Raw genomic sequence first — 16,106 nt, 5'->3', positions numbered from 1 at the left:
GGCTTGCCGATCGTCGGATGCGAAAAAATATAATAAAGCTAATCAATTAGCTTTATTATTGGCATATGCTTATAATTTCCTGTAAATATCAGTCGCTTTGTTGTAATTGCATGTTGTTTATGCTTTAAACCAGCATTTATCAGCTTCTGATACACTTGGCAACGTCCTCAAGTCTGCTGATGTTAGATTTGCTTTTGTTCCGAGAGAGAGACAGATTTTTCCGACAGCACTGCGTGCCGGAATGGAAGAGGGTTTGATAGATAAAATAGTCTCTGATAAGTAATCTTCCGCTTGCGATTATTACTTTGGATGACTCATAACCGTTCAGGAGAACAGTAAAGAAAAAATTTTCAGAAAAATATGATACGAAAAATCGCTGTTTTTACTTCCGGTGGTGATGCGCCGGGAATGAATGCTGCAATTCGGGCAGTAACCCGTGCAGCAATCGTCAACAAGCTTAAAGTCACGGGTATTCGTCGTGGTTACCAGGGGATGATTGAAGGCGATTTTGTTGCACTGAGATCTTCTGATGTCAGTGGAATTCTTCAGCTTGGAGGAACCATGCTGCAGACAGCACGGAGTGACGAGTTCAGAACTGCGGCAGGTCGTGAACAAGCTTATCAGCAACTGAAAAAGGCCGAAATTGATGCTGTTGTTGTTATTGGTGGCGATGGCTCTTTTACGGGTGCGCTGGTGATGTCGCAGGAATACAATATCCCTTTTATCGGAATTCCTGCCACAATCGATAATGACATGTATGGGACTGATTATACCATCGGATATGAAACCGCATTAAATTCGGTTGTTGAAGCTGTTGATAAAATCAGGGATACGGCCAGATCGCACGGACGAATTTTCTTTGTTGAAGTCATGGGTCGCGAAGCAGGTTTACTCGCTTTGACCAGCGGCATTGCCTGTGGAGCAGAGGTCATTTTGATTCCCGAATCAAATGAGCAGCATATTGAGCTTGAAAAATTTCTGCATAAAGGGTACAAGAAAAAGGAGACCAGCGGGATTATCATGGTTGCTGAAGGTGATGAAGCTGGCGGCGCCATGAAAATCGCCGAAAAAGTACGTAACGAACACCCTGATCTGGATGTGCGCGTATCAATTCTTGGTCATATTCAGCGAGGAGGCAGCCCAACAGCTAAAGACCGGGTAAATGCTACAAGAATGGGAGTTGCCGCCATTGAAGCCCTGCTTGATGATCAGAAAAGCATGATGATAGGCATCACCAATGAAAAAATTGTTCATGTCCCTTTCAATAAAGCGGTCAAATTAAATCACAGCATCGATAACAATCTGCTTGACATCCATAAGCTGATGAACCGTTAATGGTTCTTGTTGATGGTGAAAAATGATATGATGGTTTGTCAGCCACTTTCCCTAACCCTTGAGCGATTCCGTTATGTTCACCTTTCTTCATGCGGCAGATATTCATCTTGATAGTCCGTTGAAGGGGCTTGAAGCGTATCAGGATGCTCCGCTGGAGCAGATACGGCTGGCGGCCCGACGGGCTTTTGACAATCTCGTGGAGTTGGCTCTCGATGAAAAGGTTGCGTTTGTTTTGCTGGCAGGCGATCTCTATGATGGTGACTGGAAGGACTATAACACCGGCCTCTATTTTGTGAACCGGATGGGGCGGCTGCGCGATGCGGGTATCCCGGTTATCATGGTCTCCGGAAACCATGATGCGGCAAGGCAAATCACCAGATCACTGAAACTGCCTGACAATGTGACCCTCTTCCCGCACCGGAGCGTTGGAACCCTGCTCCTTGATCACTATGGTGTTGCCATTCATGGCCAGAGCTTCTCTTCCCGATCGGTGATGGATGATCTGGTTCGCAACTTTCCCCAGGGTGATCCGGCGCTCTTCACTATCGGGCTTCTCCATACCAGCCTGAATGGTCGTCCGGGCCATGAGCCGTATGCGCCCTGCACGCTGGATGCGCTCCGCTCAAAGGGTTACCACTATTGGGCGCTTGGCCATATTCATCAGCGTGAAGAGATCTGCCGCGACCCTTGGGTTGTCTTTTCCGGCAATATTCAGGGGCGTCATATTCGCGAAACAGGCCCCAAGGGGTGTACGCTGGTCTCGGTCGATGAAGGGCGTGTTGTCTCAGTTGAAGAGCGTGAGCTTGATGTTCTTCGCTGGGCGCTCTGCCGGGTTGATTCTGCCCGATGCGATACCGCTGACTCTCTCTGCGACCTTGTCCGTGAGGCATTTGAAGAGGAGAGGGTAAAGGCGTATGGCCGTCCGCTTGCCGTTCGATTAATCGTAGAGGGGATAACAGCGCTTCATGGCGAACTTCACGAGGATGCGCTTCAATGGAGTGAGGAGTTTCGGGCTGTTGCTGCAAGCTTTGGTGATGTGTGGATTGAAAAGATCATTATAAAAAGCCTGAAGGGTGCAGGGCCGAGGGTGCAGGGGGCAGATGACTCTCCGGTAGAGGCTTTGCTGCAATCGGTTGAAGAGCTTCAGTTTGAAGAGTCAACCTTTGTCGGCCTTGTTCCGGAATTTGAAAAGCTTCGCACCAAACTCCCTCCTGAGCTGCTCAGCGATGGCGACCCATTTAAACCGGGTGAGGAGGAGCTGACTGCCCTTCGTGAAGAGGTGAAGGAGCTGCTGATGGCAAAGATAGGGCATGGAGGACGTCATGAAAATTAAACGGCTGGAGCTGAAAGCGTTTGGCCCGTTTTCCGGTCAGCTTCTTGATTTCTCTTCTCCGCTTCCCGGCCTGCACATTGTGTATGGCCCCAATGAAGCCGGGAAAAGCAGCGCCATGAGAGCGCTTCAAGCCCTCTTTTTTGGCTTTCCCTTGCGCACCTCCGATAATTTTCTTCACCAGAACCAGCAACTTCTGGTGGGTGGATGCCTGGAGGGAAGAGATGGCACGGAACTTGCATTTTTTCGCCGGAAACGAAGCGTGAAAGATCTCTTCGACCAGCACGACAATCCGATTGAGCCATCAGCCCTGACGCCCTGGCTGCATGGTATTGAAAAAGAGCTTTTTCTTGCGCTTTACGGTATTAACCATGAGACGCTGGTTATGGGAGGGCAAGGCATTCTTGACCAGCAGGGAGAGGTGGGCAAGGCGCTCTTCGCTGCCGGGGCAGGGCTTGCCTCACTGAAACCGGTCATTGACGAGCTTGATCGGGAAGGGGAGAGCCTTTTCAGACCACAGGGTTCAAGCAGGTTGATCAATGAGGCGCTGGCTTTTCACAAGGAGCTGCAGAGGCAATCGAAAGAGGTCACCCTTTCGGGGCGTGAGTGGGAGGAGCATCGTCAGGCTCTTGATGATGCAGTGAAGAGGCTGACGGAGCGGCAAAAGAGAAAGCAGGAACTGGAGACCGAAAAAAGAAGACTTGAGCGTTTGCAACAGGCGCTGCCTGATCTTTCAGATCGTAAAAACCTGATGCAGCAACTGGCTGAACTGGGCGAGGTAATCCCTCTTCCTCTGGACTTCAGCGAACGACGTACAACCCTTGAACAGAGGGAGAGAGAGGCCCGCATTCACCATGAGCAGGTCATTGCAAGAGTTCAGGCGCTTCGTGAAAAAATGGGCGGACTATCACTGAACCGGACTCTGCTCGATGAAGCTGTTGTGATTGATGAACTCTATCAGCGGCTTGGCGAGTACCGGAAAGCCAAAAGTGACCGTCCGCAGCGCGAAGGGCAGCGCATCAGCGCCCGAACAGCGGCGGCATCTCTTCTCCGGCAGATCAAACCGGAATTAACCATCAATGAGGTTGAAAGTCTCCGTCCCGGTCTCTCGAAGCGCAGAAGAGTGCAGGAGCTTGCTTCCCGCCATGAAGCGCTTCTCCAGGGAAACCGCAATACCCGGCTTCAACTGCAGGAGATTGAAAAGGCATTGGAGAGGGTGGATGGTGAAAGAGGGCTGCTTCCACCTTTTACTGAAACAACTCAACTTTTGCGGGCACTTCTTGCTGCTGAAAGGGTCGGGGATATCGATGCTCAGATCATTGCTCTGGAGCAGGAGCAGCAGAGAGGCGAGCGTGAGTGCCATGCGGCATTGCACCGTCTCGCTCTCTGGAATGGAGCACTGGAACAGGTGCTTCACCTGCCACTTCCTTTGGTGGAAACGGTAAACCTTTTTGATGAGGAGTTCCGTGCCTTGAGCGATCATAAACGGCAGCTTCTTGCAGAAAGGGAAGAGCTGGAAAAGCAGCAGATAGTGGCTGAAGAGGCGCTCCGTGATCTTGAGTTTGCCTCTGACGTTCCCGGTGAAGAGGAGCTGGCAAAGAAGAGAAGCCGACGGGAGCAGGGATGGCAACTTCTGCGTCGTCAATGGATCAATCAGGAGGATGTTGCTGAAGAGAGCCGCAGTTATGACTCCCAACACCCGCTTCCGGAGGCCTACGAGAGGATGGTTGGCCTGGCTGACCAGAGTGCCGACCGCCTCTATCGCGAAGCGGAGCTTGTTCAAAAACATGCAACACTGAAAGCTGAGGCGGAAAAGAGTACCAGGAAGCTGGTAGCGCTTCATGAAAAAGAGGCAGGTGCTGATAATGCTCTTGCCGCATTTCAGCGCCGCTGGCAGGAACAATGGGCATCATGCGGAATGACACCCCTCTCTCCACGCGAGATGAGCGCCTGGCTTGGCTCCTTTGAACATCTGCGCATCCAGGTGCGGGAGCATCAGAAGAGCCAGAGAGAGTTGGATGAAAAGGTGGAACGGAGAGGAGAGTTGCGGGGAGCCCTCCTGAAGGAACTTGCTGCTTCAGATGATGTTAAAAGATTCCCTGGAGAAGAGTTGCAGGAGCCACTCGACTATACCCGATCTCTTCTGAACACTATTGAAACGGTTCAGAAAAAGCGGGAGTTGCTGGACGGCAAACTTCGTGATGGCCAAAAAGCGCTGGAAAATGCTGTAGAGAAGAGGAATCGGGCTGAAGAGGAGCTGAAGGATTGGCAAAGGGAGTGGAGTGATGCCCTTACCCCTCTCGGGCTTGATGGCAGGGCGCTCCCATCCGAAGTGCTTGATTTTATTGAAACGCTGCAGAGCTGTTTTGAACGACTCAAGGAGGCTGATGATTTCCGCAAACGGATAGAGGGTATTGACCGGGACACAACTGAATTCGAAAGGGATGTTGAACTGCTGGTGCAGAAGATTGCTCCTGATCTTGCAGGCATCGAATCCAACCCTGCCGTCACGGAACTTAAACTTCGTCTTGATCGTGCCAGTCAGGAGCAGGCCGTGCTGAATCGAGAAAGTGAAGAGCTGGAGTTACTCGAAAAAGCCCTTGTCACAACGCAAACTGATCTGCGGAGTTGCGAAGAGGAGCTTGCAGCAATGCGTCACGCTGCTCGTTGCGAAACACGTGAGGAGTTGATTGTGGCTGAACAACGCTCCGCGACCTGGATAATACTTTCAAACCGGCAACAGGAGCTGGAACGGAATCTCTCCCGCATTGCCGGGGGCACAACCCTTGCCGATCTTGAGCTTCATGCCGAATCACTCAATCCTGATGAACTTCCCGGTCGTATCGACTTGCTGAACAAAGAGATCGTCAGCCTGCTCGATCCTGAAATCAATCAGTTGGCGGAGAGCGTTGGCCGCAAAAAAAATGAGCTTGAGCGAATGAATGGCGGCAGTAAAGCGGCTGAGCTTGCCGAAGCCCTGCAACACTCCCTGACAAAAATCCGTCGTCTGACCGAACGCTACATCCGCATCAAGCTGGCCACAAAAATGCTGCGTGACGAGACCGAGCGCTATCGCCAGGATAACGAGGCACCCGTGCTGAAAATTGCCTCCCGCTATTTCACTGAGCTGACCTTGGGCTCCTTTACCGGCCTGCGTACCGACAGTGACGACCATGGCAAACTGGTTCTGGCCGGTGTGCGGCCAAATGAAAGCTGGCTGCAGGTTGAAGCAATGAGTTCCGGCACCCGCGACCAGCTCTACCTTGCCCTGCGTCTTGCCACCCTTGAATGGCGGACAGAGTCAAGCGAACCCATGCCCTTTATTGTTGACGATATCCTCATAAACTTCGACGACCGACGTTCACAGGCAACCCTCAAAGCACTCAGCGAACTGGGCGAAAAAAGCCAGGTGATTCTTTTTACGCATCACAGGAAGATCGTGGAAGCAGCAGGAGAGCCCAGGTTTGCAGGAAAGATATTTATCCATCAGCTTGGGGAGGAGTTATGAATAGAGAGCCTTTCAGTGAGTAAACGTGCGGCGTGTAACAGGCGTAACCGCTGTTGTGTTCTTCCGGAAACATGATGTATCTTTATCCTTTTCGTATCGTTCATATGATACAACCAGTCAACATCGTGTAAAAAAGGAGAATTGCCATGTTCAGAAAATTGTTTTTAGTCGTTGTCGCTCTTTGTTGTACCTCGACGGTAGCACTTGCCGGTAACTTTAGGCTCACAAGCCCAACGATTCAATCCGGAGCCACCCTCACCGAGGAACAAGTATTTGATGGCTTTGGCTGTACGGGGAAAAATCAATCACCAGCGCTGAAATGGACAGCAGGGCCGAATGGAACAAAAAGCTATGCCGTTACCGTGTATGATCCTGATGCTCCTACAGGCTCAGGCTGGTGGCATTGGGTTGTCTACAATATCCCGGCAAGTGTGACCGAATTGGCTTATGGTGCCGGGGATGCAACAGGGACGCTTCTGCCTCCAGGAACTCTTCAAGGTCGTACAGATTTTGGTACCCATACATTCGGCGGTGCATGTCCACCAAAAGGCGATAAGCCCCATCGTTACATTTTTACCGTCTATGCCTTGAAAATTGAAAAAATTGATGCTCCTGCCGAAGCCTCCGCAGCATTGATCGGCTTCATGATTCATGCCAATACCCTTGCAAAAGCGAGCTTTACAGCCAAATATGGTCGCTGATCACTCAATAAACCTGCCAGCAGAGATCCTTTTCTGAAAACAAAGGAGAGGATCTCTGCTGGCAGGATATTTTCATTGTTAGTCCTCTCAAGGAGAACGCTGAAATGATTAAAATCAATACGCTTGTATGTCCGGTTGCATTGTCAGGCTCTCTCGACAACCGAATCCGCAGATGGCTGCAGAACCCTCGGAAAACAAGAATAATGACCAACCACTCCAGCGATTTGACATCCAAGCTGTTATGGCATCTATTTCCGTCGTTAACGAAATCTCTTTGCAACCGGTAAATCGTTATAAAAGGAATCACTATTCCTGTGTACTTCCGAAAGCATGGTGTATATTGAACGTCTCTCCGGATTGTTAATGTGATGCAACCTGTCAACATGCCATGAAAAACGAGCAGCAAACCCGCATCGAATTGATTGACAGGATGTTACTGCAGGCGAGCTGGAACGTGAACGATCCTCTCCAGGTTGTAGCAGAGTTCGATATTCTTGTCGGTTTGCCCGAAGGGGTGCAGGAACCCCGCACTCCTTATGAAGGCCATCAGTTCAGCGACTATGTTTTGCTGGGTAAGGATGGCAAACCTCTTGCCGTCGTTGAAGCAAAAAAAACAAGTAGGGATGCAGCCATTGGCCGTGAACAGGCAAAACAGTATTGCTGCAATATCTGGAAACAGTTGGGCGTCGAGCTTCCATTCTGTTTTTATACCAATGGCCTTGAGACCTTTTTCTGGGATATCGACAACTACCCTCCACGAAAGGTAATCGGCTTTCCAACCCGTGATGACCTTGAGCGGTTCAGCTATATCCGCAGAAGCCGCAAGCCTCTCACCGAAGAACTGATCAATACAGCCATTGCCGGACGGGATTATCAGATTCGCGCCATTCGATCCGTCCTCGAAGCCATTGAACAGAAAAAGCGGGACTTCCTGCTCGTTATGGCCACCGGCACAGGGAAAACCCGCACCGCAATCGCCATGGTTGATGCCCTAATGCGTGGCGGACATGCTGAAAAAATTCTTTTTCTGGTCGATCGCATTGCCTTGCGTGAGCAGGCGCTCTCCGCCTTCAAGGAGCATTTGCCCCACGAACCTCGCTGGCCCAACAGCGGTGAAAAGGTTTTTGCAAAAGATCGCCGTATCTACATTGCGACCTACCCAACGATGCTCAACCTCATCAGGGATGAATCATCATACCTTTCACCCTCTTTCTTTGACTTCATTGTCGTAGACGAGAGCCATCGCTCCATCTACAACACCTGGGGGGAGATCCTCGATTACTTCAAAACAATCACCCTGGGGCTGACGGCAACCCCCACAGATATTCTTGACCACAACACCTTCAACCTCTTTCACTGCGAGAATGGCCTTCCAACCTTTGCCTATACCTATGAAGAGGCAGTGAACAATATTCCGCCATATCTGTGCAATTTCCAGGTGATGAAAATCCAGACGAAATTCCAGATGGAGGGCATCAGCAAGCGGACAATCTCCCTTGAAGATCAGAAAAAACTGATTCTCGAAGGCAAGGATATCGAAGAGATCAATTTTGAAGGGACGCAGCTTGAAAAGCAGGTGATCAATCGGGGGACGAACAGCCTGATTGTCAAAGAGTTCATGGAAGAGTGCATCAAAGACCAGAACGGCGTTCTTCCCGGAAAAACCATATTCTTCTGCGCCACCATAGCCCATGCACGCAGAATTGAAGAGATATTCGACAGGCTCTACCCGGAATACAAAGGCGAACTTGCCAAGGTTCTGGTTTCCGATGACCCCCGCGTCTACGGCAAGGGAGGTTTGCTCGATCAGTTTACGAACAGCGATATGCCCCGCATCGCCATCAGTGTTGACATGCTCGATACCGGTATAGACATCCGGGAACTCGTCAATCTCGTCTTTGTCAAGCCGGTCTACTCCTACACAAAATTCTGGCAGATGATTGGCCGAGGCACGCGGCTCCTTGAACCCGCAAAAATCAAGCCATGGTGCACCAAAAAAGAGCTTTTCCTGATTCTTGACTGCTGGGACAACTTCGAATATTTCAAGCTTCAGCCCAAAGGCAAAGAGCTGACACAGCAACTCCCGCTTCCGGTGAAACTGTTCGGGCTGCGGCTCGACAAAATTGAATATGCCCTCTCAATTGGTAACACGGCCATTGCAGAACGGGAAGTGGTAAAACTGCGTAAACAGATTGCCGGGCTTCCGCATACCTCAGTGGTGATCAAAGAGGCCGCATCGCTTCTTCACCCTCTGGAAGAGGAGAACTTCTGGATATCTCTCACACCCCAAAAGCTGGAAAATCTGAGAAGCGAGATCAAACCACTCTTCAGAACCGTCTCGGATGCCGATTTTAAAGCCATGCGTTTTGAGCGGGACGTTCTGGAGAGTTCACTGGCAAAACTTCGCGACCAGAAAGAGCGCTACGGCACGCTCAACGACGGTATTGCCGAGCAGATCAGCCAGCTTCCCCTGAGCGTCGGCTTTGTGAAACAAGAAGAGGAATTGATACGGGCCGCTCAAACGAAACACTTCTGGAACCAGGCTACGGAAGAGAGCTTCGACGAGCTGATTGAAAAGCTCTCCCAGTTGATGAAGTTTCGCGAGCCTGATAGCGGCGCAATCGGTCAAGTTCACCTGAACTTGCAGGATCTTCTGCACCATAAAGAGATGGTTGAATTCGGCCCCCGAAATGAGGCCGTCAGCATTACCCGCTACCGCGAAATGGTTGAATCGCTCATTACCGAACTGACAAAACAGAATCCGATTCTTTCCAAAATCAAGGAGGGTAAAGAGATTTCCCCTGAAGAGGCCACTGAACTTGCGGAGCTGCTCCACGAAGAGCATCCGCACATTACCGAGGAGCTGTTGCGTGCCGTCTATCAAAACCGCAAGGCCCATTTCATCCAGTTTATCCGCCATATTCTCGGCCTCGAAATTCTCAAGAGCTTCCCTGAAACGGTTGCCGATGCGTTCAATCAGTTTATCAAACAGCATTCCAACTTTTCCACTCGCCAACTCGACTTTTTAAACCTCCTCAAAAACGTTCTTGCGGAACGTGAAAAAGTTGAAAAAAGAGACCTGATCAACGCCCCCTTCACGGTCATCCACCCGAAAGGCATTCGCGGAGTCTTCAGTCCGGCTGAAATCAATGAAATTCTGGCATTGGCCCGGCAACTTGCAGCATAACATGACAGAAAATAATCGCATCGAATACAAGCGCGAGCTGACTGACGGACTGGAGAAAGAGGTCATCGCATTTCTGAACTATCATGATGGTGGCATTATCTATATCGGTATTGACAAGCATGGAGCGATCTACGGCGTTTCGGAGTGCGACGCTCTGCAGCTTGTCATCAAGGATCGCCTCAAAAATAATATTCAGCCCTCATGCCTTGGTTTGTTCGATGTCATTCACGAAACCCGTGAAGGCAAAGATATTATTAAACTCATCGTTGCCAGTGGTACCGAAAAGCCCTATTACCTGCGCAGGTTCGGCATGTCGGAAAAAGGATGTTTCATTCGCATTGGCAGCGCCAGTGAGCCCATGACGCAGCACATGATTGAAGAGTTGTTTGCCCGGCGTACGCGTAATTCGATCGCCCGTATCCGTTCTTTGCGGCAGGATCTCACCTTTGAACAGCTTAAAATCTACTATCAGGAGGCAGGACTTACACTTGGCGACAAATTCGCCGCGAATCTCGAACTGCTCACCGAGGATGGAGTTTACAATTATGCCGGTTACCTGTTGGCAGACCAGAACGGCAATTCGGTGCAGGTGGCAAAATACGCAGGCACTGACAGGGTTGATCTGCTTGAAAGCAAGGATTACGGCTTCTGTTGCCTGGTTAAAACCTGCAAGCAGATACTCGATCGTCTGGAGGGAGTCGAGAACCGAGTTATCAATAAAATAACTCCCCGTGAGCGTATCAGCCGAAGCCTGTGGGGAAAGGTTGCCCTTCGTGAAGCCGTTATCAACGCCATCATTCACAACGACTACAGTACCGAACTGGTGCCAAAGTTTGAAATTTTTGCTGATCGACTGGAAATTACCTCGGCAGGTACCGTTCATCCCGGATCGGAGCAGGATGATTTTTTTGCCGGTTACTCCATGCCTCGCAACAAAACCCTGATGCGGGTCTTCAAGGATCTTGCTATGGTGGAATATCTCGGCTCTGGAATGCCCCGGATTCTGAAAGCTTACCCGCGTGAAGCCTACACATTCTCCACTCATTTCATACGGACGACCTTTCCCGTTTCCAGGGAAGCTCTTGCGCTGGAAGAAGAGGTACTGAAAGCCGAAGCAAAAACCTCGGGGGCCCAGTCAAGGGCCCAGTCAAGGGCCCAGTCGGTAGCTGTTCTGCTGGCATTGACCGATGCAACCCGCTCTGCCATGGAGCTTATCGAAATACTTGGTCTTGAGACCAAAACAGGGGCATTCAAGCGAGCCATAAAGGAGTTGCTCGAACAGGAGCTTATTGCCTATACTCTCCCTGAAAAGCCCGGCAGCCGCCTGCAAAAGTACCGGATTACCGAAATAGGGTCAAGCTATGTAAAGAATATTCAAAAAGATCAATAACCGATGCTGCAGCACAACCCTGAACTGAAATCAAAAATAGACCAACTCTGGAACAAGTTCTGGAGCGGCGGCATATCCAATCCACTCACCGCCATCGAACAGATCACCTATTTGCTCTTCATGAAGCGAATGGACGATCAGGATCAGGAAAAGCAGGCAAGCGCCGAATGGGCGGGCGAACCCTACACCTCAAAATTCAAGGGAGTGTGGATTCCGCAGGAATACCGTGGCAAATCAAATTCATTCAATTATGCGATAGACAAAAGCACCCTCCGCTGGAGTGAATTCAAGCACATGCAGGCCGAAGAGATGCTCACCCATGTGCAGACCAAAGTTTTTCCCTACCTGAAAGACATGAACGGTGCCGAATCGCAATTCAGCCACCACATGAAAAATGCGGTATTCATCATCCCCAAGCCATCGCTTCTCGTTGAAGCCGTGAAAACGGTTGACGAAATCTTTGAGGTGATGGAGAAAGACTCGAATGAAAAGGGGCAGGCATTTCAGGATATTCAGGGTGACGTCTATGAATTTCTGCTCTCCGAAATTGCCTCCGCCGGAAAAAACGGACAGTTCCGCACCCCTCGCCATATTATCAAAATGATGGCCGATCTGGTCGAGCCAAAGCTTGGCCACACCATTGCCGATCCAGCATGTGGCACAGGCGGATTTCTGCTCGGAGCCTATCAATACATCGTAACGCAACTGGCGATTCGCGCCGGAAACAAGGATCTCGTGGCGGACGAAGACGGATTTCTCCGCACCTCTGTTTCTGTGGGCCTTACCGAACAGGCAAAATCAATTCTTGGCAAGACGCTCTTCGGCTACGATATCGACAGCACCATGGTTCGCCTTGCGCTCATGAACCTGATGATGCACGGTATTGATGAACCGGAAATTGACTACAAGGATACCCTGAGCAAGAGCTTTACCGAAGAGTCCTGCTACGATATCATCATGGCCAATCCACCCTTTACCGGCAGCATCGACAAAGGCGACATCAACGAAAGCTTTACCCTCTCCACCACCAAAACAGAGCTGCTGTTTGTTGAAAACATCTACCGGCTGCTGAAAAAAGGAGGAACCGCCTGCGTTATTGTGCCTCAGGGTGTGCTCTTTGGCTCCGGCGGCGCCTTCAAGGCACTGCGCAAGCTGCTGGTTGACCGCTGCGACCTGAAAGCCGTTATCACCATGCCGAGTGGTGTCTTCAAACCCTATGCCGGAGTCTCAACATCCATTCTGCTCTTTACAAAAGTATGGGGGCCGCTCGACAAGGTCACCAAACCGGCGACAGAGCATGTCTGGTTCTACGACATGCAGTCGGACGGCTACTCCCTCGACGACAAACGAAGCAAGCAGGAGGGTTTTGGTGATCTGCTTGATATTGTGGAGAATTATAAACGGCGAAGCGTTGAGCACGACACCGACAGAACCCAAAAGTTCTTTTTTGTGCCGCGCATTGAAATTGAAGGCGAAGGAGGATATGACCTATCCCTTTCCCGCTATAAAACCGATGTTTTTGAAGAGGTCGTGTACGAAAGTCCATCGGTGATTCTCGACAAACTGATTGCGGCAGAAGTGGGGGAGATCGATGAGGCTGAACTTACCAACATTCAGAGCGGCATTGTACGCGAGCTACTTGAGCTCAAGGGGATGATTGGATGAAACAAGCATTTGCAATAGGTTGGGGGATAAGTTTTTCAGTTGGTCGATTTAGGCGTAACTTACTTTTTTATAAGGATGTTAAAATTACGAACGCACTGCGTTCGCAATTCGATTATGAGCGATATGGAAAACTGCCCGAAAAGAAACCGACAATCAGCGTGAAGGTTATTGAGGGGAGGGGAAGATGAAAACAGTTGAACTTCAACAGGTTACAACCATAATTGCAGGCCAATCCCCTGAATCGTCAACATATAATTCAATTGCCGACGGATTACCGTTTTTTCAAGGGAAAGCAGATTTTCAGGATAAATTCCCAAAAGTTCGTATTTGGTGCAACAGCGCTAAGCGTAAAGAGGCCGATCCTGGCGATATTCTGATGTCTGTTCGTGCCCCCGTTGGATCGGTAAATATTTGTAACCAGAAATGCATTATAGGGAGGGGGTTGTCGGCAATCCGACCAGACGCAAATCTAAATAATTATTTTCTATACTATTATCTCAAGTGCAACGAGAAAAATGTTGCCAGTTTAGGAACAGGTTCGACATTTCAAGCAATAACTCAGACAACGTTGAAAAGGCTTGACGTGCCCCTTCCGCCGCTTGACGACCAAATCCGTAGTGCAACCCTCCTTTCCAAAGTAGAAAACCTGATCTTCCGCCGCCGCGAGCAACTAAAACAGCTTGACGAACTGCTCAAAAGTGTTTTTCTGGAGATGTTTGGCGATCCGGTCAGGAATGAGATGGGGTGGGAGATGAAACGTATGGATGAAATTTCTGATTCCCGGTTAGGGAAAATGCGTGACAAAAAGTTCATTACAGGAAATCATCTGAGAAAATATATCGGAAATTCAAATGTCCAGTGGTTTCGTTTCAAACTGGATGATTTGGAGGAAATGGATTTTGATGAAAGAGAGCGCGTACTATTTGCTTTGATGGATGGAGATCTGTTGATTTGTGAAGGTGGTGATATAGGGCGATGTGCAATATGGAGAAGTAACTTGTCAGAATGTTATTTTCAGAAAGCCATACATCGAGTAAGATTACACAAATCGCAAGCTATACCTGAATATCTTCAATATGTGATGCTGTTCTTTTCGTTATACAATGGTTTTAAGAATGTTACCTGTAAGGCGACTATTTCTCATTTAACCGGCGAAAAACTTAAAGAAACGCTTATTCCATTACCTTCTCTTGAACTTCAAAACCGTTTTTCAACAATCGTCAAAAAAGTTGAAAAAATCAAGATCACCTACACTCACTCTTTTATTAATCTCGAATCACTCTATGGTATTCTCAGCCAAAAAGCATTCAAGGGTGAGCTGGATTTTTTGCAGGTTTCGCCTGTTGAGGGAAACGTGAGCTAATGTGGCTTTTTTTTGATTTTATTGCTTTAAAAGGCGCTGACGTATTTGGAAAATTGGCAGATACACGAGCCAAAATGGTCTTTTTTCTCCGAATTAGGCAGATCGGTCTATACAATGTCAACTATCTTTATTCACTCTACCGCATAGAGGTACCTACATGACTACATTATTTGATTTTGATGTCCTTCTTTCATTTGCCGGAAAGGAACGGCATTTTGCTCGCGCTATTCATGATATTGCCTCAGCAAATGGATTGCGAGTTTTTCTTGATGAAGAATTTCAGCATGAGATATGGGGCAGGAACCTCGTGGAGTATCTTGATCAGACCTATCGAGAGCGTGGCCAATTTGTGCTTGTATTACTGTCGAAATCCTACCGAGATAAGGGATTTACTAAGGTCGAACTCTTCGCTGCTTTTGATCGCATGATCAACGAGAGAGCAGAGTACCTATTACCTGTCAAGGTCGATGATGATTCATGGATTGATGGTCTTCCGAGGTCTACAGCCTATCTTGATTTACGAAAAGAGGGTGTCCTTGGAGTATGCAAATTGCTACTCAAGAAGATTCGAGGTTCGACTGCGAGTCTAATAATTCCTCCTGGAATTAATATTCCGCGGATTCCAAGTGCTTCAATATCCGGCGATCAGTTGGCTGAGTACCTTGTCGAATTGTGCGCAAGACCGCAAGTGACCTTGTTCGGTGCGCTTGTTTATGACGAAACAAATATTGGTTTACGTCGCTTGCTTAGAGATCAAGATTCGTGGGATGCTCTTGACAAAGCGTCAGGTCAAAATCTTGAAGTATTTGCAATTCGAGATACCGAGCAATATGGCAGTGATGCGCCTCCTTTTCAACAAGAAATGATGACTAGCATATCGCTTAGTTGCGCACGAGATCGGGGTTATTACTATTCTAAGCTTTTGCACGACTACTTTGGAAGGGAGAAGACAAGACTTGCATATCCTTCGTTTTTGTTGTTTATCGTTGAGAAGCGGAAGGTTAAGAAGTGCTGGCTTATTCCTTTTCACCGAGCCACTCCAGATGAGACACTTGATTGGTTGATCGATCTCTTTAGTTCGATTAAGAAATGCCTATTGGTTGCGGGTGGGGCCAATGCATCATCGGACGAAGTAATTTCAAAACTGAAAGAATTATTGCTGGATGGTAAGTATAAACTTAACATTCAACAAGTCATGAACGATGCTGAACGTGCTGTGCGTTTGCTGACTGAATATATTGAATAATTTGATCGTTTTGATTCTGCGAGCTTGGCGTGATGGCTAAACAAACGTTACCGATCAGAGCATCTGAATTTGAACGTTAGATTTAAAAATGAGCGGATAAATTATTGACAGTATTTCAATTGTCGAGTGCAGTTCTATCAAGGATTATCAGATTTTCCTGAAATTCAATACCGGCGAAACGGGGGAGGTTGATCTCCGCAATCTTGTTTGTAAATATCCAATAGCTGAACCATTGCGGAACCCTGAAGCTTTTTCACATCTTTATCTTGATTCCTGGCCAACTCTGGCATGGGATTTCGGTTTCGATGTTGACCCCAAGTCACTATATTTCAGGGCAACCGACAAGTCGCCGTGGGATACCAAAGCGTCCTAAAAAAACGT

The 16,106-nt window shown here is 48.8% G+C and carries 11 protein-coding genes; all 11 read left to right on the top strand.

The features are described from left to right. Positions 1-360 precede the first annotated feature (360 nt). The 11 genes from pfkA to AC56AD_RS07325 all read left to right on the top strand — a co-directional run bounded on the left by pfkA (position 361) and on the right by AC56AD_RS07325 (position 16,098). Entirely contained in the window at positions 361-1,335 is a 975-nt protein-coding gene (gene pfkA, locus AC56AD_RS07375) for a 6-phosphofructokinase (protein WP_012508202.1), read from the top strand. A gap of 58 nt (positions 1,336-1,393) precedes the next feature. Next, positions 1,394-2,668 carry a metallophosphoesterase family protein gene (locus AC56AD_RS07370; RefSeq protein WP_482812013.1) on the top strand — a complete coding sequence of 425 codons (1,275 nt, stop codon included), beginning with the start codon at positions 1,394-1,396 and terminating at the stop codon, positions 2,666-2,668. Beyond that, positions 2,658-6,173: a YhaN family protein gene (locus AC56AD_RS07365; protein ID WP_012508200.1), complete on the top strand. Its 3,516-nt coding sequence runs from the start codon at positions 2,658-2,660 to the stop codon at positions 6,171-6,173. The genes AC56AD_RS07370 and AC56AD_RS07365 overlap by 11 nt, the downstream gene beginning before the upstream one ends. 146 nt (positions 6,174-6,319) lie before the next feature. Further along, positions 6,320-6,874 carry a YbhB/YbcL family Raf kinase inhibitor-like protein gene (locus tag AC56AD_RS07360; RefSeq protein WP_012508199.1) on the top strand — a complete coding sequence of 185 codons (555 nt, stop codon included), beginning with the start codon at positions 6,320-6,322 and terminating at the stop codon, positions 6,872-6,874. Positions 6,875-7,262: 388 nt separating this feature from the next. Continuing rightward, positions 7,263-10,061, top strand: a complete 2,799-nt coding sequence (locus AC56AD_RS07355) for a type I restriction endonuclease subunit R (RefSeq protein ID WP_012508198.1) — start codon at positions 7,263-7,265, stop codon at positions 10,059-10,061. Next, on the top strand, positions 10,024-11,451 hold the full coding sequence (locus tag AC56AD_RS07350) for an RNA/DNA-binding domain-containing protein (protein ID WP_498984438.1): 1,428 nt from the start codon (positions 10,024-10,026) through the stop codon (positions 11,449-11,451). Before AC56AD_RS07355 ends, AC56AD_RS07350 begins: the two co-directional genes overlap by 38 nt. 3 nt (positions 11,452-11,454) lie before the next feature. Continuing rightward, positions 11,455-13,116 carry a type I restriction-modification system subunit M gene (locus tag AC56AD_RS07345; RefSeq protein WP_012508196.1) on the top strand — a complete coding sequence of 554 codons (1,662 nt, stop codon included), beginning with the start codon at positions 11,455-11,457 and terminating at the stop codon, positions 13,114-13,116. Then, positions 13,113-13,304, top strand: a complete 192-nt coding sequence (locus AC56AD_RS07340; RefSeq protein WP_012508195.1) for a hypothetical protein — start codon at positions 13,113-13,115, stop codon at positions 13,302-13,304. Before AC56AD_RS07345 ends, AC56AD_RS07340 begins: the two co-directional genes overlap by 4 nt. After that, positions 13,301-14,479: a restriction endonuclease subunit S gene (locus AC56AD_RS07335; RefSeq protein WP_012508194.1), complete on the top strand. Its 1,179-nt coding sequence runs from the start codon at positions 13,301-13,303 to the stop codon at positions 14,477-14,479. The genes AC56AD_RS07340 and AC56AD_RS07335 overlap by 4 nt, the downstream gene beginning before the upstream one ends. Positions 14,480-14,636: 157 nt before the next feature. Next, positions 14,637-15,725 (top strand): toll/interleukin-1 receptor domain-containing protein, encoded by a 1,089-nt coding sequence (locus AC56AD_RS07330; protein ID WP_012508192.1) that lies wholly within the window; start codon positions 14,637-14,639, stop codon positions 15,723-15,725. Positions 15,726-15,825: 100 nt separating this feature from the next. Continuing rightward, on the top strand, positions 15,826-16,098 hold the full coding sequence (locus tag AC56AD_RS07325; RefSeq protein WP_012508191.1) for a DUF2442 domain-containing protein: 273 nt from the start codon (positions 15,826-15,828) through the stop codon (positions 16,096-16,098). The last annotated feature ends 8 nt before the right edge of the window (positions 16,099-16,106 follow it).

This window comes from Pelodictyon clathratiforme, from assembly GCF_982375515.1.
The sequence above is the reverse complement of the archived record's forward strand: the minus strand, read 5'-3'. Positions and strand labels throughout refer to the sequence as shown.

Bases quoted from the DNA above. Each gene is read 5' to 3' on its own strand.
- pfkA (WP_012508202.1), top strand. From the start codon at position 361: ATGATACGAAAAATCGCTGTTTTTACTTCCGGTGGTGATGCGCCGGGA.
- AC56AD_RS07365 (WP_012508200.1), top strand. From the start codon at position 2,658: ATGAAAATTAAACGGCTGGAGCTGAAAGCGTTTGGCCCGTTTTCCGGT.
- AC56AD_RS07360 (WP_012508199.1), top strand. From the start codon at position 6,320: ATGTTCAGAAAATTGTTTTTAGTCGTTGTCGCTCTTTGTTGTACCTCG.
- AC56AD_RS07355 (WP_012508198.1), top strand. From the start codon at position 7,263: ATGAAAAACGAGCAGCAAACCCGCATCGAATTGATTGACAGGATGTTA.
- AC56AD_RS07350 (WP_498984438.1), top strand. From the start codon at position 10,024: ATGAAATTCTGGCATTGGCCCGGCAACTTGCAGCATAACATGACAGAA.
- AC56AD_RS07345 (WP_012508196.1), top strand. From the start codon at position 11,455: ATGCTGCAGCACAACCCTGAACTGAAATCAAAAATAGACCAACTCTGG.
- AC56AD_RS07340 (WP_012508195.1), top strand. From the start codon at position 13,113: ATGAAACAAGCATTTGCAATAGGTTGGGGGATAAGTTTTTCAGTTGGT.
- AC56AD_RS07335 (WP_012508194.1), top strand. From the start codon at position 13,301: ATGAAAACAGTTGAACTTCAACAGGTTACAACCATAATTGCAGGCCAA.
- AC56AD_RS07330 (WP_012508192.1), top strand. From the start codon at position 14,637: ATGACTACATTATTTGATTTTGATGTCCTTCTTTCATTTGCCGGAAAG.